This window comes from Jatrophihabitans sp. GAS493 (genome assembly GCF_900230215.1).
Lineage (GTDB): Bacteria > Actinomycetota > Actinomycetes > Mycobacteriales > Jatrophihabitantaceae > MT45.
Map to the genome: position 1 here is coordinate 2,423,980 of NZ_LT907982.1, position 25,331 is coordinate 2,449,310.

Consider the following 25,331-nt stretch of genomic DNA (forward strand, 5'->3'; position numbering starts at 1 on the left):
GCACATGCTGCGCTCAGCTGCACGCCCGGACGACATAAGACGTCACAACCTGGGCCTGCTGCTGGAGGAGATCCATCGCCACGGTGAGTTGTCGAGAGCCGAGCTGACCCAGCGGCTCGGCCTCAACCGCTCCACCATCGGCGTTCTGGTTGCTGATCTGACCGAACTCGGACTCGTCTCCGAGTTCGTGCCCAGCCGCGGAGATCGGGCCGGCCGGCCATCGCACATGGTCGGCCCGAGCGATGACGGCCCGTTTGCCGTCGCCGTCGACATCGAGGTGGACCGGGTCGCCAGCGCCGCAGTCGGCCTCACCGGGCAGGTTCTCGACCGGCTCGAATCGGCTCTCGAGCCGAGCGAACGGGGCGCCTCGCACGTGGCGGGGGTGATCGCGACGCATATCGACTCGTTGATCGCCGGCGCGGCGGGGGAGTCCTGGCCCGTCGGCGTCGGAGTGAGCGTCCCCGGAACGGTGACCCGCGATGGACTGTCGATCTCGCTCTCGCCAAACCTGAATTGGCGCGACCTGGCGTTCGCCGCGATGATCACCGACCGCCTGCGCGAGCATCAGCCGGTGCAGTTGCCGATCGAGCTCGGCAACGATGCCGACCTCGGTGTGATGGCCGAGCACCTGCGAGGTGCCGCCCGGGACTGCGAGGACGTCGTCTACCTCACTGGACGTATCGGGGTGGGCGCCGGAATCGTGACCAACGGGGTGGCGCTGCGCGGCCACGACGGGCGGGCCGGCGAGATCGGCCACGTGGTGCTCGACCCGGCCGGGCCGCTGTGTCACTGCGGCAATCGAGGCTGCGCCGAGACCTACATCGGTCAGGCCGCGGTGCTGGCCACCGTCGGGCAGAAGGCCGGCACGGCGGCCAGTGCAGCCTGGCTGCTGTCGATGGTGCGTGGCGGCGACGAGACCGCGATCACCGGGTTGCGTTCCATCGCCAACCCGCTCGGACGCACCCTGGCCAACCTGGTGAACGTGCTCAATCCACAGCGGGTGGTGCTCGGCGGGCTGCTCGCCGCCGTCATCGAAGTGGCCCAGCAGGACGTGGAGGCGGCGCTGAACAAGCATGCCTTCGACACCGCGCACGGATCGCTGCAACTCTGCGGGGCCGGCCTGGGACAGGACTCCTCGCTGATGGGGGCGGCCGAGCTGGCCTTCAAGGGCCTGTTGGCTAACCCGTTCAGCCGCCCCTAGGGCGTCAGCTCGGCCAGCGGCCGCGTTCGTACTGCGGCGGCCAGGCGATGCTGTCGCCTAGCTCATGAGCGGCGCGCTGGGGCCAGGACGGGTCGCGCAGCAACACCCGAGCCAGTTCGATCGCGTCGGCCTGTCCGTCGGCCAGGATCTGCTCGGCCTGCGCCGGCGCGGTGATGAGTCCGACCGCCGCCACCGCGATCCCCGCCTTGCTGCGGATCGCCTCGGCGAACTCCACCTGGTAGCCCGGCCCCGGCGCGATCCGTTGCCGGGGATCGAGGCCGCCGCTGGAGACGTCGATGAGGTCGACTCCGAGATCGGCCAGCCGCGCGGAGACGGCGATGCTCTGCTCCAGGTCCCAGCCACCCTCCACCCAGTCGGTGGCCGAGAGACGCACGAAGAGTGGATTGTCCGCCGGCCAGACTTCCCGCACCGCGGCGGTGATCTCCAGCAGCGCGCGGGTGCGCCCGGCGAAGTCGCCGCCGTAGCGGTCACTGCGCCGGTTCGACAGCGGGGAGAGGAACTGGTGCAGCAGGTACCCGTGGGCGGCGTGCAGCTCGGCCACCTCGAAGCCCGCCTCCAGGCTGCGGCTCGCGGCGGCGGCAAAGATCGACGGCAGCTCGGCCACCTCGTCGGTGCTCAGTTCGCGGGGAGCAGGCCAGTCGCCGAAGCCCAGCGCCGACGCCCCGACCGTCTGCCAGCCACCCTCGGCCACCGGTATCGGACCATGCCCCTGCCACGGGCGGCCGGTCGAGGCCTTCCGCCCGGCGTGAGCCAACTGAATCCCGGCGACCGCGCCCTGGGCCTTGATGAAGTCGGTGATGCGCCGGTAGTCGACGGCCTGCTCGTCGTTCCAGATGCCGGCGTCGAAGGGCGAGATGCGCCCCTGCGCGGTCACGGCCGTCGCCTCTGAGATCACCAGGCCGGCACCGCCACGGGCCAGCGACCCGAGATGCACCAGGTGCCAATCGGTGGGGTGCCCGTCGACCGAGGAGTACTGGCACATCGGGGCGACCCAGGCGCGGTTGCGGAAGGTTGTCGCCCGAAGGGTATAGGGCGTGAAGAGTTCGCTCATGATCTCTGCAACCGCGTGAACACCGGGTTGCTTCCGCTGTCCGTAGAATTGCCCGACGTGGCCAAATCTGAAGCAGAGAAGTACGCCGGTCTCCGGCAGCGGGTCGAGGCCGAGATCAACTCGCGCTGGGGCGAGGGGCGGATGGACCCGACGAAGGAGCGCATCGTCGCCCTGCTGGATCTGCTCGGCGAACCGCAGCGGGCCTACCGCGCGATTCACATCACGGGAACCAACGGCAAGACCAGCACAGCCCGCATGATCGAGGAGTTGCTGCGCGCCTTCGGTCTGCGCACCGGCCGCTTCACCAGCCCGCATCTGTCGCGGATCAATGAGCGGATCGTGCTCGACGGCGAGGAGATCTCCGACCGCACCTTCGTCGACGCCTACGCCGACATCGCGCCCTACATCGACATGGTCGACGCTCAATTCGACATAAAACTAAGCTTCTTCGAGATCATGACCGCCCTGGCCTACGCCGTCTTCGCCGATGCTCCGGTCGACGTCGCGGTGGTCGAGGTGGGTCTCGGCGGCGAATGGGACGCCACCAATGTGATCGACGCCGAGATCGCGGTGATTACCCCGATCGCGCTGGATCACGTCCAGGTGCTCGGGGACTCGGTCGAGAAGATCGCCCGCGAGAAGGCCGGGATCATCAAGGCCGGGGCCACGGCCGTGCTGGCCGCTCAGCCGAACGAGGCGGCGGCCGAGCTGGTGCGCCGCAGCGTTGAGGTGGAGGCCGCTGTGGCTCGCGAGGGCCTGGAGTTCGGGGTCCTCGACCGGCAGATGGCGGTCGGGGGACAGGTCATCGCACTGCAGGGGCTGGGTGGGGAGTACCGCGACGTCTTCCTGCCGCTGCACGGAGCCCATCAGGCGCAGAACGCCGGTCTGGCCCTGGCGGCCGTCGAGATCCTCTTCGGCGCAGGCGCGCAGCAGGGACCGATCGACATCGACATCGTCCGCGAGGCGTTCGCCGCGGTGGCCTCGCCCGGCCGGTTGGAGACGGTACGAACCGCGCCGACGGTGATCCTGGACGCCGCGCACAACGTCGCCGGGATGACGGCCAGCGTCGAGGCGATCAGCGAGGAGTACGACTTCCGCCGCCTCATCGGGGTCGTCGCCGTCCTGGCCGACAAGGACGCCACCGGGCTGCTCGAACTTCTCGAACCGGTCCTGGACGAGATCGTGGTGACCCAGAACAGCTCGAGCCGGGCGCTGGACGCCGACGACCTGGCGGCCGACGCGGTGCCGATCTTCGGCTCGGACCGGGTCACCGTCGAGCCGCGCCTGGACGACGCCATTGAGACGGCCGTCCGGCTGGCCGAGGAGAACGCCGACGGCATCCTGGCCGGCGCCGGCGTGCTGATCACCGGGTCGGTGGTGACGGCCGGGGAGGCGCGGACGCTGCTCGTCCGCGACGAGTCATGACCGAGGACCCGATCGAGGCGACCGGAGCGACGCCCCCGACGCCCCCGACGCCCCCGACGCCCGAGCAGATCGAGGCCCGGGCCAGACGTGCCGACAAGTCCACCCGCGGTGCGCTGGCCGCGGTGCTCTGCCTGGAGGCCTTCTGCGTGCTGCTCGTTCCGCGGGCGATCGCCCAGACGGATGTCGGCCTCGGGGCGGGCAAGACCTGGACGCTGGTCGGGTTTGCCCTCGTGCTCATCCTGGCCGGATTCATGCAGCGGCGCCCCTGGGGCATCGGACTCGGGTCATTTCTGCAGCTGCCGCTGATCGCAACCGGAGTCTGGACGAACGCGTTCTTCGTCATCGCCGCCCTCTTCATCGGGATCTGGCTCTATGTGCTGAACATCCGGCGCGAGCTCGTCGGAACCCCAGGGGATTGGCGCATTCTGATCAGCTGACCTGACTAGTCCCGCCCCGGCAGCTTTGTCCCGGACGCGGGCGCAGATAGCCTTCCTAGCGTGACCGAACTCGAACGCACTCTCATCCTCGTGAAGCCCGACGGCGTCGCCCGTGGCCTGGTCGGGCAGATTCTGGCCCGGATCGAGGCCAAGGGCTATACGCTCGCCGCCCTCGAACTACGGGTGGCGACCCAGGGTGAGCTGGCCGCGCACTATGCCGAGCACCAGGGCAAGCCGTTCTATCAGCCGCTGGTCGACTTCATGTCCTCCGGTCCGGTGGTGGCCATCGTGGCCGAGGGGAACCGGGTCATCGAGGGTTTCCGGTCGCTGGCCGGAACCACCGAACCGACGGCTGCTGCGCCGGGAACGATCCGCGGTGACCTCGGTCGCGACTGGGGCGTTGCGGTCCAGCAGAACCTGGTGCACGGCTCCGATTCGTCGGAGTCGGCCGCCCGCGAGATCGGGATCTGGTTTCCGGCGCTCTAGCGTCTCTGCGTCACACTAGTCACACCAGTAACACCAGTCCCAAAAACCTCAAATGTCACCTGAAACCCGCGCGTCGCAACCGTCTCGTTGGTCACCTAGACCATACGATCGCTTGACGACCAGTGGGGTGCCAGCCGGGCAGCGCTCTGGGTCGCCGGCACGTCAGTGCACCAGCTGATGACTGAGGTTAAGGACCAATTCCGTGGCGTTCACCCCGCTCGCACGACTGTCGTTGGTGACCCAACGCAGCGGTGAGATTCTCGGTGGAGACCTCGCCGTCGACCTCGGCACCGCGAACACGCTGGTCTACGTGCGCGGGCGCGGAATCCTGCTCAACGAGCCCTCCGTGGTGGCGGTGGATACGACAACCAATGCCGTCGTCGCGGTGGGGGTCGAGGCGAAGCGGATGATCGGGCGCACCCCCGGACACATCCGCGCGGTCCGTCCGTTGCAGGCCGGGGTCATCGCGGACTACGACATCACCGCCGAGATGCTGCGCTACTTCATCCGCAAGGTGCTGCGCCGCCCCAGCATGTTCACCGGGCCGCGCGTCGTCATCTGTGTGCCGTCCGGGATCACCAACGTCGAGCAGCGAGCAGTCAGCGAGACCGCCTACGCCGCCGGAGCGCGGCGGGTGCACATCATCAGCGAGCCGATGGCCGCCGCCATCGGGGCCGGCCTGCCGGTGAACCAGCCAGCTGGGTCGATGGTGATCGACATCGGCGGCGGCACGACCGAAGTGGCGGTGATCGCGCTCGGCGGCATCGTCGCCAGCACCAGCCTGCGGGTAGCCGGCAATGCCCTGGACGAGGCCATCGTCGAGCACATCCGGGCCGAGTTCTCGCTGCTCATCGGCGAGCGCACGGCGGAGGAACTCAAGATCTCAGTCGGATCGGCCTTCCCGGTCGCCGGCCCCGCCCGCGCCGAGATTCGCGGCCGGGACATCGCCAGTGGGCTGCCCCGTAATGTGACGGTGGCTGGTGACGAGCTGCGTCGCGCCATGGACGTGCCGATCAGCCGGATCATTGGCGCCGTGCGGGCCACCCTGGACCGCTGCCCGCCCGAGCTGGCCGGAGACCTCGTCTCGCGCGGCGTGGTCCTCACCGGCGGCGGCGCCCTGCTCCGCGGTCTGGCCGCCCGGGTTCAGCACGAGATCGGGATCCCGGTGCTGGTCGCCGAACGCCCGCTGGATTCGGTCGTGCTCGGCACCGGGACCGTGGTCGAGCACTTCGACGCACTGCAGAAGGTCGTCATCGACGGCCCCCGACGGTGACTCCGTGCGGCGGCTGAGCGCACGCCAGCGTCTCGCTGCTCTGGTGCTGGCGGCGCTGAGCATCTGCTTCATCACCCTCGACGTCACCGGTGGGTCGCTCGCCGGCGCGCACAGCGGTGCCCAAGGCGCGCTCGGTTCCCTCTACCGCGGGACGGACTCCGTGCTCGGGCCGGCCCGTCGACTCCTGCAGGGACTTCCGCACGCCGGCACGAACGCCGGCAAGGTTCAGCAACTCCAGCGGGAGAACGCGGCGCTGCGCTCGCAGTTGGTCAACGACTCGACCGACGCCGCGATGGCCGCGCAGCTATCCCGGCTGCAGGCCCGCGCCGACACACTCGGCAAGAAGGTGCTGCCGGCCCGGGTCACCGCGTTCGGACCCGGCCAGGGCTTCGAGTGGACCATCACGCTCGGGGTCGGAAGCTCGGACGGGGTCGCGGTCGACCAGACCGTCACCGACGGTGTCGGGCTCGTCGGACGGGTACTGAGAGTCAGCGCGGACTCCTCGGTGGTGCTGCTGGCCGCCGATCCCGGCTCCGGGGTCGGCGTCCGCGACGTCCGCTCCGGGCAGCTCGCGGTGGCCACCGGAGTGGGGGCGGCCGGCTTCACGCTGAGCCCGCTCAATCCGGTCGCCGACCTCAAGGTGGGCGACGAGCTGCGCACCGGGCCGGTCGGCGAGAGCACCTTCGTCGGTGACATCCCGCTGGGCACGATCACCGCGGTCCGGGTCAGTGCCGACGGGGCCACCACCGCCAAGGTCCGCCCGGCCGCCTCACCCACCGCCGTCGATCTGGTCGGCATCATCCTCACCGACGGTGCCGCCACCTCCTCGAACGAGCTGGCCCCGCGATGACCATCCAGCGACTGGCCGCCGCCGCGGCCGCCATCCTGACCGCGCTGCTGCTGCAGGCGACCGTCATCGGCCCGATCTCGCCGTGGGTGCCGATCAGCCTCCCGGCGGTGCTGGTGGCCGCCATCGGGCTGCGCTGCGGCGCCGGAGCCGGGATCTCCGTCGGCTTCTCGGCCGGCCTGCTGGCCGACCTCGGTTCGGCCCATCCGGTGGGCGTCCTCGCGTTGACCTGGATGGGTCTGGGGATCGTCTGCGCCGCGGTCGCCGAGATGCTGCGCGGCCGGCGCGCCCAGATCCTCTTCGTAGCCCTCGCCGCGGCGCTGGCCTCCAGCCTGGCGGCCGGTGTCCTGGTCATCATCGGCACGACTGGTGCCGCCCTCACCTCCATTCTCACCGGATTCCTGCCGCTGCTCGTGGGTGACCTGCTGCTGGCTGCCATCGTCACTCCGCTGGTGAATCGGGCCGCCTCCGCCGAGTCGCTGCGCCGGGTCGGAGCCGCCTCCGGTCAGCCCGCCGCGGGGGCATCGAGGGCATCGACGCCCCGCTACAGCCCCGGGTGGCCGGGATGAGCGGGATGGTGCGCTCGACCGATCCGAGCCTGCGGCGGCTCGGTCTCATCGGCGTTCTGGTGATCACGCTCCTGGCGACGCTGCTGGCCCGGCTCTACTACGTGCAGGTGCTCGACCCCAACAAACCCCAGCAGACGGCCGGCCTGCTGCACGACGGGGCGATCGTCATCCCTGCTCCGCGTGGGGAGATCGTCGACTCGACCGGCGTCGCGCTGGTCACCAACCGCTCGACGCATGTGATCACCGTCGACGGCGAGACGCTTCGCGAGTCCGCCGACAAGGGCGCGGCCGTCCTGCAGCGGCTCGGCACTCTGCTGCAGCAGAGTGTGACCTCGCTCGGGCAGGAGATCACCCCGTGTGGAGTCACCGTGCCAGCCCCGTGCTGGACCGGCGAGCCGTTCCAACCGGTGCCCATCTCGACCGACGCCCCGACGGCCGCGGTCCTGGCGATCAGCGAGCACCGTGAGCTCTACCCGGGCGTCGCCGTGAGCACTCAGACCGTCCGTGACTACCCCGGTGGGTCGCTGGCCGCCCATGTCCTCGGCTATTCGGGCGCGGTCAGCGCCGACGACCAGAAGGCCAATCCGAAGCTGCAGGACGCTGACACGATCGGGCGCAGCGGCCTGGAGGAGGAGTACGACAGCGTGCTGCGCGGGGTGGACGGGGAGCAGCTGGTGAACCTGGACGCCCGCGGTTATTCAGTGGGCACCGACAAGACGATCGCCCCCCAGCAGGGCGACACCCTGGTCACCAGCATCAACGCCAAGCTGCAGACCCTGGTCGAGAAGTCCCTGGCCGACGAGATCGCGGCGGCCCGCAAGAAGGGGAAGCCGGCCACCTCCGGCGCACTGGTCGTGATGGACCCCAACACCGGCCGGATTCTCGCGATCGCCAGCTACCCGACCTATGACCCGCAGGTCTTCGTCGGCGGCATCTCGGTCGCCGACTACAAGGCCCTTACCGCGGCCGGCTCCGGGGACCCGCTGGTCGGACGAGCGATCGCCGGGCAGTACGCCCCGGGCTCCACCTTCAAGCTGATCACCTCCTCCTCGCTGGTCACCAACAAGGAGATCAGCACCGACGGCCGCTACCCGTGCCCCGGCTCGCTGAGCGTCGACGGTCGCGTGAAGACCAACTACGACTCCGAGAGCTTCGCCTACCCGCTGACGCTCAAGCAGGCCCTGCAGGTCTCCTGTGACACGTTCTTCTACGCCCCCGAGGCGAATGAGTACTACGCCGACCAGGACCGCATCGATCAGGGGAAGAAGCCGACCGAGCTGCTGCAGAAGATGGCCGCGGCCTACGGCGTCGGCACCGCCCCCGGCGTCGACCTCCCCACCGACGAGCAGGCCACCGGCAGCTACGCCGACCGCGAGACGCGGCTGGCCAACTGGAACGCCAACAAGGCCGACTACTGCCAGGCGGCCAAGGCCGGCTACCCGGACGAGCCCAACCCGACCCAGCGGGCCTATCTCACCGAACTGGCGAAGGAGAACTGCAGCGACGGCTTCCGCTACCGCGCCGGTGACAACGCCGACATGGCCATCGGTCAGGGCGAGACCACGGTCTCACCGCTGCAGCTGGCCGCGGCCTACTCGGCGATGATCAACGGCGGCACGCTCTGGAACCCGACGCTTGGCTGGGGCATCGTCAACTCGGCCGGGAAGGTCGTCAAGACGATCAACCCGACCGTCAAGAACAAGCTTCCGGTCAGCAAGTCGACGCTCACCTACTTCGCGGACGCCCTGCATTTTCAGGCGAATCACTCGGTCTCCGGAGCCTTGGCCTTCGACGATTCGCCCTATCAGACACAGATCGGCGGCAAGACCGGTACCGCCGAGGTGGAGGGGAAACTCGACACGTCCTGGCTGGCCTCCTGGGGGCCGATCAGCGTCGACTCGAAGGGCACCAACCACGCCAAGTACGTGGTGGTCGGCATGATCGAGCAGGCCGGGACCGGCGCCAGCGCGGCCGCGCCGATGGTGCGCCAGGTGTACGACGGCCTCTTCGGGGTCGACCAGCCGAAGGTACTGCCCGGCGGCAATGCGCCGACCAAACTCCCCAAGATCACGCCGAACGCCCTCGCCACCGCGGCCCAGGCCGCATCGGCCGACGCCGTCCTGCCGAAGTCCCCGCGGGTCGGGGGTAACTGATGGTGCTGCTGCGGGATCCGATGGCGCCGCTGACCCGCGACGTCGCGCCGGCCATGCGCCGCAGCATCCGGGTCCGCCCGGACTGGGTGCTCATCGGCACCGCGCTGACCCTCTCGCTGATAGGGGCGATCCTGGTCTGGTCGGCCACCCGAACTCGTCTCGAAGAGAGCGGGCAGAACCCGCAGAGCTACCTCTACCGGCATCTGTTCAACATCGTCGTCGCCGCCGTCCTGCTCTTCGTGACCTCGCGGCTGGACTCCCGGCTGCTGCGTCTGCTCGGTCCGGTGATCTACGTGCTGAGCCTGCTCGGTCTGATGGCTGTCTTCGTGGTCGGCTCCACCATCAACGGCGCCCATGCCTGGATCCGGCTCGGCGGCGGTTTCGAGATCCAGCCGGCCGAGTTCATGAAGCTGGGCCTCATCATCGGGATGGCGGTCACCTTCGCGCAGCGGGCATCCGGGCGGATCAGCGGCAGCGAGGAGTATCCGGCCAGCTCACCGCGCACGTCCGACATTCTGATCTGCCTCGCGTTGGCCGCGGTGCCGCTCGGGTTGATCATGCTGCAGCCCGACCTCGGTTCGGCGATGGTGCTTTCGGCGGCTGCCTTCGGGCTGCTCATCGCGGCCGGCGTCCGGGCTCGCTGGACGATCGGTCTCATCCTGGTCGGCGTGCTCGGGGCGATCCTGGCCGTCAAGGGCGGTGTACTGGCCGAGTATCAGCTGGCCCGCTTCGGCAGCTTCACCCACCCGAACCTCGACCCGCAGGGCGCCTCCTACAACGTCACCCAGGCCCACATCGCGATCGCCCACGGCGGGCTCTGGGGGGCTGGGCTCTTCCACGGGCCGCAGACGCGCGGCGCCTTCGTCCCCGAGCAGCAGACCGACTTCGTCTACAGCGTGGCCGGTGAGGAGTTCGGGCTGGTCGGGGCCGCCGTCATCATCGGACTATTCGGGTTGCTCTGCTGGCGGGCGCTGCGCATCGCGGCGCGGGCGGACATGATCGGACGCCTGGTGGCGGCCGGCGTGGTCTGCTGGATCGCCTTCCAGGCCTTCCAGAACATCGGGATGAACCTCGGACTGACCCCGGTGACCGGTCTGCCGCTGCCGTTCGTCTCCTACGGCGGATCGTCGATGTTCGCCCAGGGGATCGCCCTCGGGCTGCTCATCGGCATCGACCGGCAGGCCCGTCGAAACTGAAAGACGAAACCGAATGGGGATCGGAAGCCCGCCAGCCCGGTAGCCTTGATACCCGTGAGCGTTGAATCCCTGTTTCCCCGGTTGGAACCCCTGCTGCTGACGGTCAGCAAGCCGATCCAGTATGTCGGCGGCGAGCAGAATGCCCGCAGCAAGGAGTGGGACAGCGTCAGCGTGCACTGGGCCCTGATGTACCCGGACGCCTACGAGGTCGGCCTACCCAACCAGGGTGTCCAGATCCTCTACGAAGTCCTGAACGAGCGCCCGGACGCGCTGGCTGAGCGGACCTACTCGGTCTGGCCCGACCTCGAGGCGCTCATGCGCGAGCACGGCATCGGGCAGTTCACCGTCGACGCGCATCGGCCGGTGGCTGCCTTCGACCTGCTCGGCGTCTCCTTCTCCACCGAACTCGGGTACACGAACCTCCTCAACGCCCTCGATCTGGCCGGCATCCCGCTGCACGCCGCCGATCGAAACGAGACCCACCCGATCGTCATCGCCGGCGGTCACGCCTCCTTCAACCCCGAACCGATCGCCGACTTCGTCGACGCGGCCGTCCTCGGTGACGGCGAGCAGATCGTCGGCGTCATCACCGACGTCGTGCGTGGTTGGAAGGAGCAGGGTTCCCCCGGCGGGCGGGACGAGCTGCTGCTCCGCCTCGCGGCCACCGGCGGCGTCTACATCCCCAAGTTCTATGACGTGACGTTCGATGAGAACGGTTCGGCGCGGCCGATCACCCCGAATCGCGAAGGCGTACCGGAGCGGGTCAGCAAGCACACGGTCATGGATCTCGACGAGTGGCCCTACCCGAAGACCCCGCTGGTCCCGCTGGCCGAATCGGTGCATGAACGGATGAGCGTCGAGATCTTCCGCGGCTGCACCCGGGGCTGCCGCTTCTGCCAGGCCGGCATGATCACCCGTCCCGTCCGCGAGCGCAGCATCACCGGCATCGGTGAGATGGTGGCGGCCGGGCTGGCGGCCACCGGGTTCCAGGAGGTCGGCCTGCTCTCGCTCTCCAGCGCCGACCACTCCGAGATCGGCCCGATCGCGAAGGGCCTGGCTGACCGCTACGAGGCGGAGAAGGTCTCGCTCTCGCTGCCGAGCACCCGGGTAGACGCCTTCAACATCGACCTGGCCAACGAGTTCTCCCGAAGCGGCCGCCGCTCCGGGCTCACCTTCGCCCCGGAGGGCGGTAGCGAGCGACTGCGCCGGGTCATCAACAAGATGGTGAGCAAGGAAGACCTGATCAACACCGTCACCGCGGCCTACAGCCAGGGTTGGCGCCAGGTGAAGCTCTACTTCATGTGCGGTCTGCCGACCGAGACCGACGAGGACGTCCTGGAGATCGCCGAGATGGCGCACGACGTCATCCGGGCCGGGCGAGAGGCCACCGGCAGCAAGGACATTCGCTGCACGGTCTCGATCGGCGGCTTCGTCCCGAAGCCGCATACCCCGTTCCAGTGGGCTGCCCAGGCATCCCCGGAGACGATCGACAACCGGCTGGCCAAGTTGCGGGCCGCGATCAACGCCAACCGGTCACTGGGCAAGAACGTCGGAATGCGCTACCACGACGGCGAGCCCTCTATGGTCGAGGGGCTGCTCTCCCGGGGCGACCGGCGCGTCGGTGCCGTGATCGAGCAGGTGTGGCGAGAGGGCGGGCGCTTCGACGGCTGGAGCGAGCACTTCTCCTTCACCCGCTGGATGGCCGCCGCCGAGGCGGTACTCACCCCGCTCGGCGTGGATGTCGCCTGGTACACCACCCGGGAGCGCGACGCCGACGAGGTGCTGCCCTGGGATCACCTGGACTCGGGCCTGGACAAGCAGTGGCTCTGGGATGACTGGCAGGACGCGCTCACCGAGTTCGAGCAGGACGACTGCCGCTGGACGCCATGCTTCGACTGCGGCGTCTGCTCGACGATGGGTACCGACATCCAGATCGGCCCGACCGGGCGGCAGTTGCTGCCGATGGCCCCGAAGGCCTGAACTATTCGGCGAGTTCCTCGTCGAGGTTGACGTCCGGGGAGTGCACCCGGTCCGGGTGCAGGAAGACGAAACGCTTGTAGGCCCAGAAACGGAAGATCGTGCCCAACCCGATCGTGAAGAGGTTCACGATCTGGATGACCGCACGGTCGTGCGTGGTGTTCTCGTCGAACCCGAGCGGGTAGGAGAAGAACCAGATCACGACGAGGCTGGCCAGCAGCACGACGACGTTGATGGCCAGGAAGAAGCCGGCCTCCCGGCGCAGGCCGGAGCGGGCGCGGTGGGAGAAGGAGAAATACCGATTCCCGACATAGGTGATGATCGTGGCCAGGATCGTCGAGATGATCTTCGCCTTGATGCGGCCGTGCTCGAGCAGGAAGTGAAACGTGCCGAGATCAACGATCAGGCCGATGGCCCCGACCACCCCGAACGAGGTCATCTCCTTCAGCAGAATTCGCCACGAGTCGCGGATGCGTTGACTCAGCGAGTGCTGGTGGGTTGGCGGGGTCACAGTCGATGGACTCTACCTGCTCGCCTTGGGTGCCCGGCTGTGCGCTGAATCGACAGTGCCGACGTGTGCCGACGTGTGCCGACCTGTGCCGAGTTCTGCCCGCCGGTGCCGACCGTGTGGGCCCGCGCTGGGCCCCGACTAGGCTCACAGGCGTGGATGAGCGCACCGGATTGCCCGTGGTCGGAATGGTGGGGGCGGGCCAGTTGGCCCGGATGACCCATCAGGCCGGCATCCCGCTCGGGCAGTCGCTGCGTCTGCTGGCCGATTCGCTGGACGACGGTGCGGCCCTGGTTGCCCGCGACGTCGTCGTCGGGGATTACCACAGCCTGGAGGACCTGCTGCGCTTCGCCGAGGGCTGCGATGTGGTCACCTTCGATCACGAACACGTAGCCAATGATCACGTCCGCGCGCTGGCCGAGGTGACCTCCGTCCAGCCGAGCGCCGACGCCCTCCGTTACGCCCAGGACAAGGCGCAGATGCGCCGGCGCCTCACCGAACTCGGGGTGGCCGCGATGCCCTGGATCGACCTCAGTGCAGAGGCTGACCCGCGCACCTCGCTGCTCTCCTTCGGCGGCCGGGTCGGCTGGCCGCTGGTGCTGAAGGCGACCACCGGCGGTTACGACGGAAAGGGCGTCTGGGTGGTCGATTCGATCGACGAGGCGCAGCCGCTACTCGACTCCGGGACATCCCTGCTGGCCGAGGCGAAGGTCGAGATCAAGCGTGAGTTGGCCGCGGTGGTCGCCCGCTCCCCGTTCGGCCAGGGAGCGGCCTGGCCGGTGGTCGAGACGGTGCAGCGGGACGGAATCTGCGTGGAGGTCATCGCCCCTGCGCCCGGGCTGGACTCCGACCGGGCCGACGAGGCGCAGGCGCTGGCCCTGCGGATAGCGGTCGAACTCGGCGTCACCGGGGTTCTCGCCGTCGAACTCTTCGAGACGTCCAGTGGCGCGTTGCTGGTCAACGAGCTGGCCATGCGCCCACACAACTCCGGGCATTGGAGTATCGAGGGCTCCCGGACGTCGCAGTTCGAGCAGCACCTGAGGGCCGTCCTCGACTACCCGCTCGGCGCGACGACACTCACCGCGCCGGTCGTGGTGATGGCCAACCTGCTGGCCGGGGCAGATGATGTCATCCCGAAGCGCATCGACGAGCGGGTGCACCACTGCATGGCGAGGTGGCCCGACGTGAAGATCCACCTTTACGGCAAGGGGTTTCGTCCCGGACGCAAGGTCGGCCACGTGACCGCGCTGGGCGAGGACCTGGCCGAAGTGCGGGGGCGGGCCGTCGCCGCCGCGGACTACCTGGTGAATGGGGACGTGACCGCGTGAGTGCCAGAGTTGCCGTGATCATGGGAAGTGATTCGGACTGGGAGGTGATGAGCCAAGCGGCCGCCGCCCTGAACGAGTTCGACGTGGAGCACGAGGTGTCAGTGGTCTCCGCGCACCGCACCCCGCAGGTGATGGCCGAGTTCGCCCAGGCCGCCGCCGGACGCGGGATCCGGGTCATCATCGCCGGAGCCGGCGGGGCGGCGCATCTGCCCGGGATGGTCGCCTCGATGACGACGCTGCCCGTGATCGGCGTACCGGTGCCGCTGAAGTACCTGGACGGCATGGACTCGCTGCTGTCGATCGTTCAGATGCCCGCCGGGGTGCCGGTCGCGACCGTCTCGATCGGCGGTGCCCGCAACGCCGGGCTCCTCGCCGTCCGTATCCTGGCCACCAGTGACGAGCTGCTGGCCGGCAAGATGCAGGTTTTCCAGGACGTCCTAGCTGAGAGCGCCCACAGCAAGAACGCCGCCCTGGCCGAGCTTCTCCGTACGCTGCCTTAGTGACCTCCCCGCGCCCGAGACGCTTCAGCGGGGCCGGTCTACGCGTCCGGCTTCGCAGCGGGCGCAACCGGGTGCTCCCCGCCCTGCGCCGTCATCGCGGCTGGAGTATCGCCGGTGCGGTGCTGATCGTCGCGCTACTGGTGGCCGGGATCGTCTCCGCTGTGACCGCTCCGGCCGCCATCCGTACCCGCAGCGCGATGCTCCCCGGTACCCCCGAGGCCACCGGTGTCGCCGCAGGCCTGCCGGTGAAGCTCGACACGACCCTGTACTTCCCCGACTCCTCCTCCCCGGCTCCGGCTGTCCTGCTGGCCCACGGACTGGGTGGCACCAAACGGGACCTCAACTCGCAGGCCGAGGCCCTGGCCAAGGACGGCTACGTGGTGCTGGCCTACACCGCCCGTGGTTTTGGCGCCTCCGGCGGGCTGGTGCATCTGGACGCGCCGGCCTACGAGGTGGCCGACGCGAAGCTGCTGGTCTCCTATCTGGCGACGCTGCCGCAGGTGCGCACCACCGCGCCCGGTGATCCGGTGGTGGGAGTGGCCGGCGCCTCCTACGGGGGTGGCCTGGCCCTGATGCTGGCCGGAAGTGATCCGCGCATTGACGCCGTTGCCGCCGACATCACCTGGAACAGCCTGCAGAACTCGCTCTTCCCCAACGGGGCCGGCACCCAACCCGGGGTCTTCAAGAAGCTCTGGACCGGCTACCTCTTCCAGTCCGCGCGGGGCACCGGCCCGCTGGCTGAGCGCTCCGCGGCCTGTGGGCGGGTGGCGGCCGAGGTCTGTGCCGCGTTCCAGCAGGCCGGCCAGAGCGGCGTCCCGAGCGCTGCCACCAGCGCCCTCCTGAACGCCTCCAGCCCGGCGTCGGTCGACGCTCGGATCACGGCCCCCACGCTGCTCAGCCAGGGGGAGCAGGACTCGCTCTTCCCGCTCACCGAGGCCGACGCCAACGCCCGCGCCATCGCGGCCAACGGCACGACGGTGCGGGTCATCTGGCGGGCCGGCGGCCACGACGGCGGCGGGGCCGGGGAGGGGAGCGCCGCGGCTGTGCAGGACTGGTTCGACGCTCACCTGAAGGGCGTCGGGACGGCCGATACCTCCTTCGAACTGGCCGAGCAGGGCTCGGCGTTGTCGAGTTCCTCCGGGCGCCGGATCAACCAGACGCTGCGGGCTGAGGCCGGGTACCCCGGAGTACACGCACCACCCGCGCCGACCAGCACCTTCACACTCAGCAACAAGACGCAGACGATCAGCGCTCCGGCCGGTGGTAACCCGGCGGCGGTGTCGTCGCTGCCCGGTCTAGGCAGCCTGCTGGAGCAGGCCTCGGCCCTGAGCGGCGCTGCCGGTGTGGGCACCGATCTCGGCCTGGGTGCCGTCGCCGGGCAGAACGCCGTCTTCGAATCGGCGGTGCTCAAGCAGCGGCAGCGAATCGCCGGGGCGTCCAGGGTGCGGCTGAAGGTGACGCCACTGGGCAGCACCGACGCAACCCTCTTTGTCTCCTTGGTTGATCTCTCCGCGGACGGGTCGACGCGGACCCCGGCCGCGCTCACCCAACCGGTGCATCTGACCGGCCTCACGCCAGGCGTCGCCACCAGCGTCGATGTGCAACTGCCGGCCATCGTCACCGATATCGCCTCCGGTCACCGGATGCAGGTGCTGGTCGCCACCACCGATCTGGCCTATCAGCTGCCGACCGACCCCCGCGAATACCGCATCGAGCTGGCCGGCGACTCCGGGCAGCTCACCGTTCCCGGAATCGACGCTGAAGTCGTCCGCTCCGGATCGGCCCTGCCGTGGCTTATCGTCGGGATCGTCGCCATGCTGCTGAGCATCGGCTGGGCTGTCGTGCGAGGGGTTCGCCGCCGCCGGGCCGACACTCCGGTACCCGGACTGCAGGGCACGCCCATCTCGGTCCGCAATCTGGTCAAGGAGTACAGCGACGGGTACCGGGCCGTCGACGGCCCTAGTTTCACCGTGGAACGGGGGCAGGTCGTCGGCCTGCTCGGGCCGAACGGGGCCGGGAAGACGACGACACTACGGGTCCTGGTCGGGTTGATCCGCCCGACCAGCGGCGAGGTGCACGTCTTCGGCCATCTCGTGACGCCGGGCGCCCCGGTGCTGTCGCGGCTCGGGGCCTTCATCGAGGGGCCCGGGTTCCTGCCGCATCTCTCCGGGCGCGAGAACCTGCACCTCTTCTGGGCGGCCTCGGGCCGGGATGAGAAGTACGCCCAGTTCGAGACGGCGCTGGAGATCGCGGGTCTCGGGTCGTCGGTCGACCGAAAGGTCAAGACCTACAGCCAGGGCATGCGGCAGCGGCTGGCCATCGCGCAGGCGATGCTCGGGCTGCCGGAGCTGCTGGTGCTGGATGAGCCGACGAATGGTCTCGACCCGCCACAGATCGCTGAGATGCGCGAGGTGCTGCGCAGTTACGCCGAGACCGGACGCACCGTCGTCGTCTCCAGTCACCTGCTGGCCGAGGTGGAGCAGACCTGCACCCACGTCGTCGTCATGCACAAGGGGCAGCTGGTGGCCGCCGGTTCGGTGGCCGACATCGCCGGGGCCGGGGGTACGCAGCTCGCCGTCGCCGATCCGTCGGAGGCTGAGCGGGTGCTGGCTGCGGCCGGTATCGCCACCCGGCAGGTCCCTGTCCGGCGAGCGCTGGAAGACGTATTCCTGGACCTCGTCGGAGGCGATGACGCATGACCGAATCCAACGGCGTCCTGCCAACGGCCCACGGCGGTACCGGGCACAATGGCACCGAGACCGCGGCCACCCGCCGCGGCGTGCACGACCGGCTGGCCTCCATGCCCGTCTCCACGGAGTTGGAGTCGCTGGCTACCGTCACACCCACGAAGACGCTGCCGCTGCGGGTGGAGGCCGTCCGTCAGCTCAAACGCCGCCGTACCCAGCTCAGCTTCGCCGTCGTGCTGCTGCTGCCGATCATCATGGCGCTGGCCTTCAAGGTCGGTGGGGCCGGCGACAGCACAGACGGCAGCAGCTCCGCTCTGGTCGGGCTGGCGACGGTGGGTGCCGGCAACTTCGCGCTCTTCGCCGAGTTCGCGTCGGTGGGCTTCCTGCTGGTCGTGATCGTCGCCCTCTTCTGCGGCGACACGGTGGCCAGCGAGGCGAGCTGGTCGTCGCTGCGGTATCTGCTGGCGATTCCGGTGCCCCGCTCCCGACTGCTGCGGCAGAAGCTCATCGTCGCGCTCACACTGAGCCTGGGCGCGAACGTGCTGCTACCGATCTGGGCGTTCCTGGTCGGCGGGGTCTTCTTCGGCTGGGCGCCGGCGCGGTCACCGGTGAGTGGCACCTTCACCACCTCCGAGGCGCTGACCCGGCTGGCCATCGTCGTCGGGTACGCCAGCATCCAGGCGCTCATCGTGGCCGCCCTGGCGTTCCTGCTGGGCGTGGTCACCGACGCCCCGCTGGGCGCCGTTGGCGGCGCTGTGATGCTTTTCGTGGTGAGCAACATCCTCGACTCCATCACCGCCCTTGACCCGTATCGGCGCTTCCTGCCGACGCATTTCCAATACGCCTGGCTGGACGCACTCGGGCCGACGGTGAGTTGGGCCGATATGACGCGCGGGACCGGGCTCGCCCTCGTCTACTCAGCGGTCTTCTTCGCGCTGGCCTGGTGGAAGTTCGAGGGCAAAGACATCACGAGCTGAGTCGCGACCCGTTCACGCCGGCATCGGCAGACCATCGCGCTCGTCGTCCCAGGCGACGGCGCTGATCCGCCAGCCAGCTGAGGTGCGAACGAATTGCAGGGTCTTCATGCCTCTCGCGGCGAACGGTGTCCCGTCCTGGATGCCGGATTTTGCATAGCTGCCGAAGTACTGGGCGATGTCGCCAAAGATGTCGATCTGGCCGTTCAGTTCCCACTCGCTGAAGTCGACCAGGGTGCCGCCGGCCAGTAGCGCCTGCCGGGGCGCGATGAAGCTCTCCACGCCGTAGACGGCGGGCTCGCCACCACCGGTTCGGACGATCACCGCCTCGGCGAGGAAGGTCGCACGCAGCGCCTGCAGGCGGGCGACGCTCTCCGGGCCGGAGCGGAAGGCGGCGAAGAACGTCCGCACTATGCCGGCGATCTCGGCCCGGTCGGCGGCGGCGGACCGGCTCGTCTGGTCGTCGCTGGGCACGTCTTCGATCCTAGCGACGGGTGGGCGCGGCCGCTTTTCCGTGAGCGCTCTGCGCGTGGAATTGCCGGTCTCCTCGCGAAAACCGGCAACTCCACGTCAAAAGCCGCTGATACCAACCCGCGACGCTTGACCCACGTGGCCTTACTTACGGGCGGCCGAGCGCCCGGTAGTGGAAGCCGGCGTCGCGCCAGGTAACCGGGTTCAGGATGTTGCGGCCGTCGACCAGTCGCGGCTCGCGCACCATGGTGGCGACGGTGGCCGGGTCGAGGGCCCGGAACTCCTGCCATTCGGTGAGCAGCAGGGTGAGGTCGGCGTCGGTGAGCGCCTCGCGCAGCGAGCTGGCGTAGGTGAGCTCGGGGTGCGCCCGGCGCGCGTTCTCCATCGCCTCCGGGTCATAGACGACGACGTCGGCCCCGAGCTTGTGGATCGACGCGGCCACGTCCAGGGCGGGGGAGTCGCGGATGTCGTCGGAGTTCGGCTTGAAGGCCGCTCCCAGCACCGCGACACGCTTGCCCTGATAGTCGCCGTCGACCAGTTCCAGGCCGAGGTCCACCGTGCGGGCCCGGCGCCGCAGGTTGATCTGATCGACCTCACGCAGGAAGGAGACGGCCTGATCCACCCCGAGCTCGCCGGCGCGGGCCATGAAGGCGCGGATGTCCTTGGGTAGGCAGCCACCTCCGAAACCAAGCCCGGCGTTGAGGAATCGCTTGCCGATGCGCTCGTCATGGCCGATGGCACCGGCCAGCGCAACGACGTCGGCTCCGGTCACCTCACAGATCTCGGCCATGGCGTTGATGAAGGAGATCTTGGTGGCCAGGAACGAGTTGGCGGCGACCTTCACCAGCTCGGCGGTGGCGAAGTCGGTGATGACGACCGGGGTACCCGACTCGATGACCGGCTCGAAGGCCGCCCGCAACTGCTTCTCCGACCACTCCGAGTGGACACCGAAGACCAGGCGATCCGGGCGCAGCGTGTCCTGGACGGCGAAGCCTTCACGAAGGAACTCCGGGTTCCAGGCCAGTTCGACCTCATCGCACGGGGCGAGCCCCTTGATGAGCTTCTCGATGCGAGCCGCAGTGCCGGCCGGAACGGTGGATTTGCCGACGACCAGGGCGCGGCGGGTGAGCAGCGGGGCCAGCGAACTGAAGGCAGCGTTGACGTATGTCATGTCGGCCGCATCCGACCCCTTGGTCTGCGGGGTCCCCACACAGACGAAGTGGACGTCGGCGAAGTCGGCTACTTCCTGGTAGGAAGTGGTGAAGCGCAGCCGCCCGCTGTCCAGGTGCTTGGCCAGCAGCTCCGGCAGACCGGGCTCGAAGAACGGGATGCGGCCGGCCCGCAGGGTCTCGATCTTGCTCTCGTCCACATCCAGGCCGATCACGTCGTACCCGAGTTCGACCATGCAGACCGCGTGGGTTGCGCCTAGATATCCGGTGCCGATTACCGATAGCTTTGGTCGGTCAGTCACGTAAAGTCTTCCTTTGCTCAGCTGGCTCAAACGAACTCATAACGTCTTGACGACGGACCCGGCGGCCTGCCACCGGTCGAAGCCGACCCGGCCGCCCCGTTGGAATTGGTCCAAGCGATAAGGCTAACCCGTGTCGCATGGCCAATTGGCCGCCCCTGGAGTGAAAGCGCTCACGGCCTACTGAAATGCTATGTGCAGGATGCACCGATCCTGCCGCGCGCACCAAGACCGTCGAGAACCGAGGTTGATCGCATGTCGAGTCCGCAGACGTTGCCACTCCGTGACCGCCCGGCTTGGGCCCGGCTGGTCCACCACCACGCCGAGATCGGGTCCAGGCACCTGCGTGACCTCTTCGCCGAGGATGCCGGCCGTGGAGAGCGGTTGGCCGTCGAGGCTGAGGGGATCTACCTCGACTACTCCAAGAACCGCATCACCGACGAGACCGTAGCCCTGCTCATCGATCTGGCCCGTGAATCCGGTCTCGGCGCGCGGATTGAGGCGATGTTCACCGGCGAGAAGATCAACGTCACCGAGGACCGGGCGGTGCTGCATACGGCGCTGCGCGCCCCGGCCGGCGCCCGGATCTACGTCGACGGCATCGATGTGGTTCCGGCGGTGCACGAGGTGCTGGGGCGGATGCGCGAGTTCACCGACCAGATCCGCAGCGGTCGCTGGCTCGGCTACACCGGTAAGCCGATCCGCAGCGTCGTCAACATCGGTATCGGCGGCTCCGACCTGGGGCCGGTGATGGCCTACGAGGCGCTGCGTCACTACAGCGCCCGCGAGCTGACCTTCCGCTTCGTCTCGAATGTGGACGGGACCGACTTCGCCGAAGCCACCGCCGACCTGAACCCGGAGGAGACGCTCTTCATCATCTCCTCCAAGACGTTCACCACGCTGGAGACGATGACCAACGCCCGCACCGCGCGGGAGTGGGCGCTGGCCACGTTGGGCGACGACGCGGCGGTCGCGCGCCACTTCGTCGCCGTCTCGACCAACGCCGAGGCCGTCTCGGAGTTCGGCATCGACGTGATGAACATGTTCGGCTTCTGGGACTGGGTCGGTGGACGCTACTCGATGGACGCCGCCATCGGGCTGTCGACGATGCTCGCGGTCGGTGCCGACGCCTTCGGGGAGCTGCTGGCCGGGTTCCACGCGATGGACGAGCACTTCCGCACCACCCCGCTGGAGACGAACCTGCCGGCGATCCTCGGCCTGCTCACCGTCTGGTACAGCGACTTCTTCGACGCCCAGACCCAGGCCGTGCTGCCGTATGACCAGTATCTGAAGCGCTTTCCGGCCTACTTGCAGCAGCTCACGATGGAGTCGAACGGCAAGTCGGTCACACTCGCCGGCGGCCAGGTCGACTACGAGACCTCGCCGGTCTACTGGGGTGAACCGGGGACCAACGGTCAGCACAGCTTCTATCAGCTGATCCACCAGGGTACGAAGCTCATTCCGGTTGATTTCATCGGCTTCACGCACTCGCTGAACCCGCTCGGCAACCACCACGATCTGCTCAATGCAAACGTCTTCGCCCAGGGCGAGGCACTGGCCTTCGGCAAGACCGCCGAGCAGGTCGCCGCTGAGGGCACCGCGGAATGGCTCGTCCCGCACCGGGTCTTCGCCGGGAACCGCCCCTCCAACACGCTGCTGCTGGAGCGACTCACTCCCTTTGCCCTCGGCACCCTGATCGCCCTCTACGAACACAGTGTCTTCGTCCAGGGCGTCGTGTGGAACGTCAACTCCTTCGACCAGTGGGGCGTCGAGCTCGGCAAGGTGCTGGCCAAGAAGGTGGCCGACGAGCTGAGCGCGCCGGACGAGCCGGAACTCAGTCATGACAGCTCCACCAATGCCCTCATCCGGCGCTATCGAGCCGCAACCGCCGGCCAAGACTGATCCGTGCCGGAGCGAGATCTCTCCGCCCCCGAATTAGCACCGAATCCACGACCGATGCGAGACGAAACTAGGAGTACGACATGCAGTTAGGAATGGTCGGTCTAGGCCGAATGGGAGCCAACATCGTTCGTCGCCTGATGCGCGACGGGCACGAGTGCGTGGTCTTCGACGTCAGCCCGGACGCGGTGGCGAAGCTGGGTGACGAGGGTGCCGTCGGCGCCTCGAGCATGGAGGAGTTCGTAGCCAAGCTCACCGGCCCCAAGGTCGTCTGGGTGATGATCCCGGCCGGTATCACCGGCCGCACGGTCGACCAGCTGGCCGAACTCCTCGGCGAGGGCGACATCATCATCGACGGTGGCAACAGCCGCTACCACGACGACATCCGACGCGCCAAGTCCCTGAAAGAGAAGGGCATTCACTACGTAGACGTCGGAACCAGTGGCGGCGTCTTCGGTCTCGAGCGTGGCTTCTGCCTGATGATCGGCGGCGAGGACGAGGTCGTCAGCCACCTCGACCCGATCTTCAAGACGATCGCTCCGGGCAGCGGAGACGCCGAGCGCACCCCCGGCCTCAGCGGCGAGTTGAGCACCGCGGAGCAGGGTTACCTGCACTGCGGCCCGAACGGAGCCGGGCACTTCGTCAAGATGGTCCACAACGGCATCGAGTACGGCATGATGGCCGCCTACGCCGAGGGCCTGAACATCCTGCACAAGGCCAACATCGGTAAGGATTCGATGGAGGCCTCGGCCGAGACCAGCCCGCTGGAGTTCCCCGAGTTCTACCAGTACGACATCGACACCGCCCAGGTCGCCGAGGTGTGGCGGCGCGGCAGCGTAGTGGCCTCCTGGCTGCTGGATCTGACCGCCACCGCACTGGCGCAGAACCCGACGCTGGAGGGTCTGGGCGGGCGAGTCTCCGACTCGGGGGAAGGGCGCTGGACGATCGACGCCGCCATCGACGAAGGGGTGCCGGTCCCGGTGCTGGCCGCATCGCTCTTCCAGCGGTTCAGTTCGCGGGGCGAGGCCCTCTTCGCCGACCAGTTGCTCTCGGCCATGCGCCAGCAGTTCGGCGGCCACCACGAGCTGCCGACGAAGTAGCGAGCGGCAGGACGTGCGCAGGGCCCGACACCGGCTGGTGTCGGGCCCTTCGGCGTTCGGTGGCCAAGCTCAGCTCAGGTCGAGCCCCGGGTAGAGGGGGTGGGCGTCCAGAAGCTCCGACGCCGCCGCCTGGGTGCGGGCCGCGAGGCCGTCGGTGAGGGTGTACTTCGCCTTCGAGGCACCCCCGTCGGCGGTGGCGGTCGGGGTGGCCGCGGAGAGCACGTCCACGATCAGTTCGGCCACCCGGTCCAGGTCGTCACCGGTGAAGCCGCGGCTGGTCAGCGCCGGGGTGCCGAGGCGTACGCCGGAGGTGTACCAGGCACCGTTCGGGTCGCGCGGGATCGCATTGCGGTTGGTGACGATGCCCGACTCGACCAGCGCCGACTCGGCCTGCCGGCCGGTCAGCCCGAAGGAGGTGACGTCCAGCAACACCAGGTGATTGTCGGTGCCTCCGGTAACCAGCCGGCCGCCTCGCGAGCTCAGACCCTCGGCCAGCGACACGGCGTTGTCGGCCACCGCCTGGGCGTAGTTTGCGAACTCGGGCTGGCGGGCCTCGGCGAGCGCGACGGCCTTGGCGGCCATCACCTGACCGAGCGGACCCCCCAGCACCATCGGGCAGCCACGGTCGACGGCGTCGGCGTATTCAGGCTGGCAGAGCACCATGCCGCCACGGGGGCCACGCAGTGACTTGTGCGTCGTCGTCGTGGTGACGTGGGCGAACGGCACCGGGTTGAAATCGCCGGTGAAGACCTTGCCGGCCACCAGCCCCGCGAAGTGGGCCATGTCCACCATCAGCGTCGCGCCGACCTCATCGGCGATCTCGCGCATGGTTGCGAAGTTGACCCGACGCGGATAGGCCGAATAGCCCGCGATGAGGATCAATGGCTTGAATTCATGGGCCATTCGCCGGACCTCGGCGTAGTCGAGCAGCTCGGTCTTGGGGTCGGTTCCGTAGGAGGACTGGTGGAACATCTTGCCCGAGATGTTGGGGCGGAACCCGTGGGTGAGGTGCCCGCCGGCGTCCAGCGACATGCCGAGCATCCGCTGATCGCCGAGGGCACTGCGCAGGGCGCTCCAGTCGGCGTCGCTGAGGTCGTTGACGTGCTTGGCCCCGGCCGCGGCCAGTGCCGGCGACTCGATCCGCTGAGCGAGGATGGCCCAGAAGGCAACCAGGTTGGCGTCGATGCCCGAGTGGGGCTGAACGTAGGCATGCGGGGCGCCGAAGAGCGCCTTCGCATGCTCGGCGGCCAGCGACTCCACCGTGTCGATGTTCTGGCAGGCGGCGTAGAAACGATGCCCGATGGTGCCTTCGGCGTACTTGTCCGACAGCCAGCTGCCCATCGTCAGCAGCACGGCCGGCGAGGCGTAGTTCTCGCTGGCGATGAGCTTCAGCGAGGAGCGCTGGTCGGCCAGTTCGGCCCGGATCGCGTCGGCGATCTTCGGCTCGACGGCACCGATCACCTGCAGCGCGTTCCGGTAGGCGGCGCTGGCGGCCTCGCCGTCGAAGGGCTGGGCGAAGGCGTTGGCGATCGCGGTGGATGGTGGGGTGGTCTGTGTCATTTGCGCGCCTCTCGTGATTCACCGGCTGGTTCACCGGTGGGATGCGGGCGACTCCGCGGCGGAGCCCCCTCGCGTTGACTGATCGAGTTGGTGGAGGGCACCCAGGCGCGCGGCTCATGCTCAGGTCGCTCCCCGGTGGTCGACCCACCTTAGAAAATGCGCCAGTTACGACCCGACGACGAGCTTACCGGCCCGACCGA

The 25,331-nt window shown here is 68.7% G+C and carries 21 protein-coding genes and 1 riboswitch; of the genes, 16 read left to right on the forward strand and 5 right to left on the reverse strand.

All coding sequences use genetic code 11. The features are described from left to right. The first annotated feature begins 4 nt into the window (after positions 1–4). Complete coding sequence (locus tag CPH63_RS11340) at positions 5–1,201, forward strand: ROK family transcriptional regulator (RefSeq protein ID WP_096303068.1); 1,197 nt, start codon at positions 5–7, stop codon at positions 1,199–1,201. A 4-nt stretch (positions 1,202–1,205) separates the two neighbouring features. On the opposite strand, the gene CPH63_RS11345 is transcribed toward CPH63_RS11340, so the two are convergent. Continuing rightward, on the reverse strand, positions 1,206–2,273 hold the full coding sequence (locus CPH63_RS11345) for an NADH:flavin oxidoreductase/NADH oxidase (protein WP_096303069.1): 1,068 nt from the start codon (positions 2,271–2,273) through the stop codon (positions 1,206–1,208). A 57-nt stretch (positions 2,274–2,330) separates the two neighbouring features. Here CPH63_RS11345 and CPH63_RS11350 point away from each other — a divergent pair, with 57 nt between their 5' ends. From CPH63_RS11350 to CPH63_RS11390, 9 genes are all read left to right on the forward strand, one after another. Next, entirely contained in the window at positions 2,331–3,698 is a 1,368-nt protein-coding gene (locus tag CPH63_RS11350) for a folylpolyglutamate synthase/dihydrofolate synthase family protein (RefSeq protein ID WP_206745681.1), read from the forward strand. Continuing rightward, positions 3,695–4,135: a DUF4233 domain-containing protein gene (locus CPH63_RS11355; protein ID WP_096303070.1), complete on the forward strand. Its 441-nt coding sequence runs from the start codon at positions 3,695–3,697 to the stop codon at positions 4,133–4,135. The genes CPH63_RS11350 and CPH63_RS11355 overlap by 4 nt, the downstream gene beginning before the upstream one ends. A 60-nt stretch (positions 4,136–4,195) precedes the next feature. Then, positions 4,196–4,621, forward strand: coding sequence for a nucleoside-diphosphate kinase (ndk, locus tag CPH63_RS11360; RefSeq protein WP_096303071.1), 426 nt, complete (start codon positions 4,196–4,198; stop codon positions 4,619–4,621). Between the two features lie 202 nt (positions 4,622–4,823). Beyond that, positions 4,824–5,894 (forward strand): rod shape-determining protein, encoded by a 1,071-nt coding sequence (locus CPH63_RS11365; protein ID WP_371364801.1) that lies wholly within the window; start codon positions 4,824–4,826, stop codon positions 5,892–5,894. A 4-nt stretch (positions 5,895–5,898) separates the two neighbouring features. Then, positions 5,899–6,744: a rod shape-determining protein MreC gene (gene mreC / locus CPH63_RS11370; protein ID WP_096303072.1), complete on the forward strand. Its 846-nt coding sequence runs from the start codon at positions 5,899–5,901 to the stop codon at positions 6,742–6,744. After that, positions 6,741–7,310 carry a rod shape-determining protein MreD gene (gene mreD / locus CPH63_RS11375; RefSeq protein ID WP_096303073.1) on the forward strand — a complete coding sequence of 190 codons (570 nt, stop codon included), beginning with the start codon at positions 6,741–6,743 and terminating at the stop codon, positions 7,308–7,310. The genes mreC and mreD overlap by 4 nt, the downstream gene beginning before the upstream one ends. Beyond that, positions 7,307–9,463: a penicillin-binding transpeptidase domain-containing protein gene (locus tag CPH63_RS11380; RefSeq protein WP_157749481.1), complete on the forward strand. Its 2,157-nt coding sequence runs from the start codon at positions 7,307–7,309 to the stop codon at positions 9,461–9,463. The genes mreD and CPH63_RS11380 overlap by 4 nt, the downstream gene beginning before the upstream one ends. Next, the gene (locus CPH63_RS11385; protein ID WP_197704664.1) at positions 9,463–10,659 is read left to right on the forward strand and encodes an FtsW/RodA/SpoVE family cell cycle protein; all 1,197 of its coding nucleotides are present in this window, start codon (positions 9,463–9,465) and stop codon (positions 10,657–10,659) included. The genes CPH63_RS11380 and CPH63_RS11385 overlap by 1 nt, the downstream gene beginning before the upstream one ends. A gap of 54 nt (positions 10,660–10,713) precedes the next feature. Beyond that, entirely contained in the window at positions 10,714–12,639 is a 1,926-nt protein-coding gene (locus CPH63_RS11390; RefSeq protein ID WP_096303075.1) for a TIGR03960 family B12-binding radical SAM protein, read from the forward strand. Position 12,640: 1 nt separating this feature from the next. Here CPH63_RS11390 and CPH63_RS11395 read toward each other — a convergent pair whose 3' ends face one another. Next, positions 12,641–13,147, reverse strand: coding sequence for a GtrA family protein (locus CPH63_RS11395; RefSeq protein WP_096303076.1), 507 nt, complete (start codon positions 13,145–13,147; stop codon positions 12,641–12,643). A 152-nt stretch (positions 13,148–13,299) separates the two neighbouring features. Here CPH63_RS11395 and CPH63_RS11400 point away from each other — a divergent pair, with 152 nt between their 5' ends. The 4 genes from CPH63_RS11400 to CPH63_RS11415 all read left to right on the forward strand — a co-directional run bounded on the left by CPH63_RS11400 (position 13,300) and on the right by CPH63_RS11415 (position 18,636). Then, positions 13,300–14,472: a 5-(carboxyamino)imidazole ribonucleotide synthase gene (locus CPH63_RS11400; protein ID WP_096303077.1), complete on the forward strand. Its 1,173-nt coding sequence runs from the start codon at positions 13,300–13,302 to the stop codon at positions 14,470–14,472. Further along, entirely contained in the window at positions 14,469–14,972 is a 504-nt protein-coding gene (purE, locus tag CPH63_RS11405; RefSeq protein WP_371364807.1) for a 5-(carboxyamino)imidazole ribonucleotide mutase, read from the forward strand. The genes CPH63_RS11400 and purE overlap by 4 nt, the downstream gene beginning before the upstream one ends. Before the next feature lie 71 nt (positions 14,973–15,043). Then, positions 15,044–17,671, forward strand: coding sequence for an alpha/beta fold hydrolase (locus CPH63_RS11410; RefSeq protein ID WP_197704718.1), 2,628 nt, complete (start codon positions 15,044–15,046; stop codon positions 17,669–17,671). A 101-nt stretch (positions 17,672–17,772) separates the two neighbouring features. Then, positions 17,773–18,636 carry an ABC transporter permease subunit gene (locus CPH63_RS11415; RefSeq protein WP_096305086.1) on the forward strand — a complete coding sequence of 288 codons (864 nt, stop codon included), beginning with the start codon at positions 17,773–17,775 and terminating at the stop codon, positions 18,634–18,636. 12 nt (positions 18,637–18,648) lie between these two features. On the opposite strand, the gene CPH63_RS11420 is transcribed toward CPH63_RS11415, so the two are convergent. Next, a complete protein-coding gene (locus CPH63_RS11420) occupies positions 18,649–19,107 on the reverse strand; it encodes a DUF4440 domain-containing protein (protein ID WP_096303078.1) in 459 nt (152 codons plus the stop codon). Positions 19,108–19,252: 145 nt separating this feature from the next. Beyond that, positions 19,253–20,575 carry a UDP-glucose/GDP-mannose dehydrogenase family protein gene (locus tag CPH63_RS11425; RefSeq protein WP_096303079.1) on the reverse strand — a complete coding sequence of 441 codons (1,323 nt, stop codon included), beginning with the start codon at positions 20,573–20,575 and terminating at the stop codon, positions 19,253–19,255. 252 nt (positions 20,576–20,827) lie between these two features. Between CPH63_RS11425 and pgi the strand changes: the two genes are divergently transcribed. Continuing rightward, the gene (gene pgi, locus CPH63_RS11430) at positions 20,828–22,474 is read left to right on the forward strand and encodes a glucose-6-phosphate isomerase (RefSeq protein ID WP_096303080.1); all 1,647 of its coding nucleotides are present in this window, start codon (positions 20,828–20,830) and stop codon (positions 22,472–22,474) included. Between the two features lie 80 nt (positions 22,475–22,554). Next, positions 22,555–23,571, forward strand: a complete 1,017-nt coding sequence (gene gnd / locus CPH63_RS11435) for a phosphogluconate dehydrogenase (NAD(+)-dependent, decarboxylating) (RefSeq protein ID WP_096303081.1) — start codon at positions 22,555–22,557, stop codon at positions 23,569–23,571. Positions 23,572–23,640: 69 nt separating this feature from the next. Here gnd and CPH63_RS11440 read toward each other — a convergent pair whose 3' ends face one another. After that, the gene (locus CPH63_RS11440; protein WP_096303082.1) at positions 23,641–25,131 is read right to left on the reverse strand and encodes a glycine hydroxymethyltransferase; all 1,491 of its coding nucleotides are present in this window, start codon (positions 25,129–25,131) and stop codon (positions 23,641–23,643) included. Between the two features lie 92 nt (positions 25,132–25,223). Then, a riboswitch (ZMP/ZTP riboswitch) is annotated at positions 25,224–25,310 on the reverse strand. Positions 25,311–25,331 lie beyond the last annotated feature (21 nt).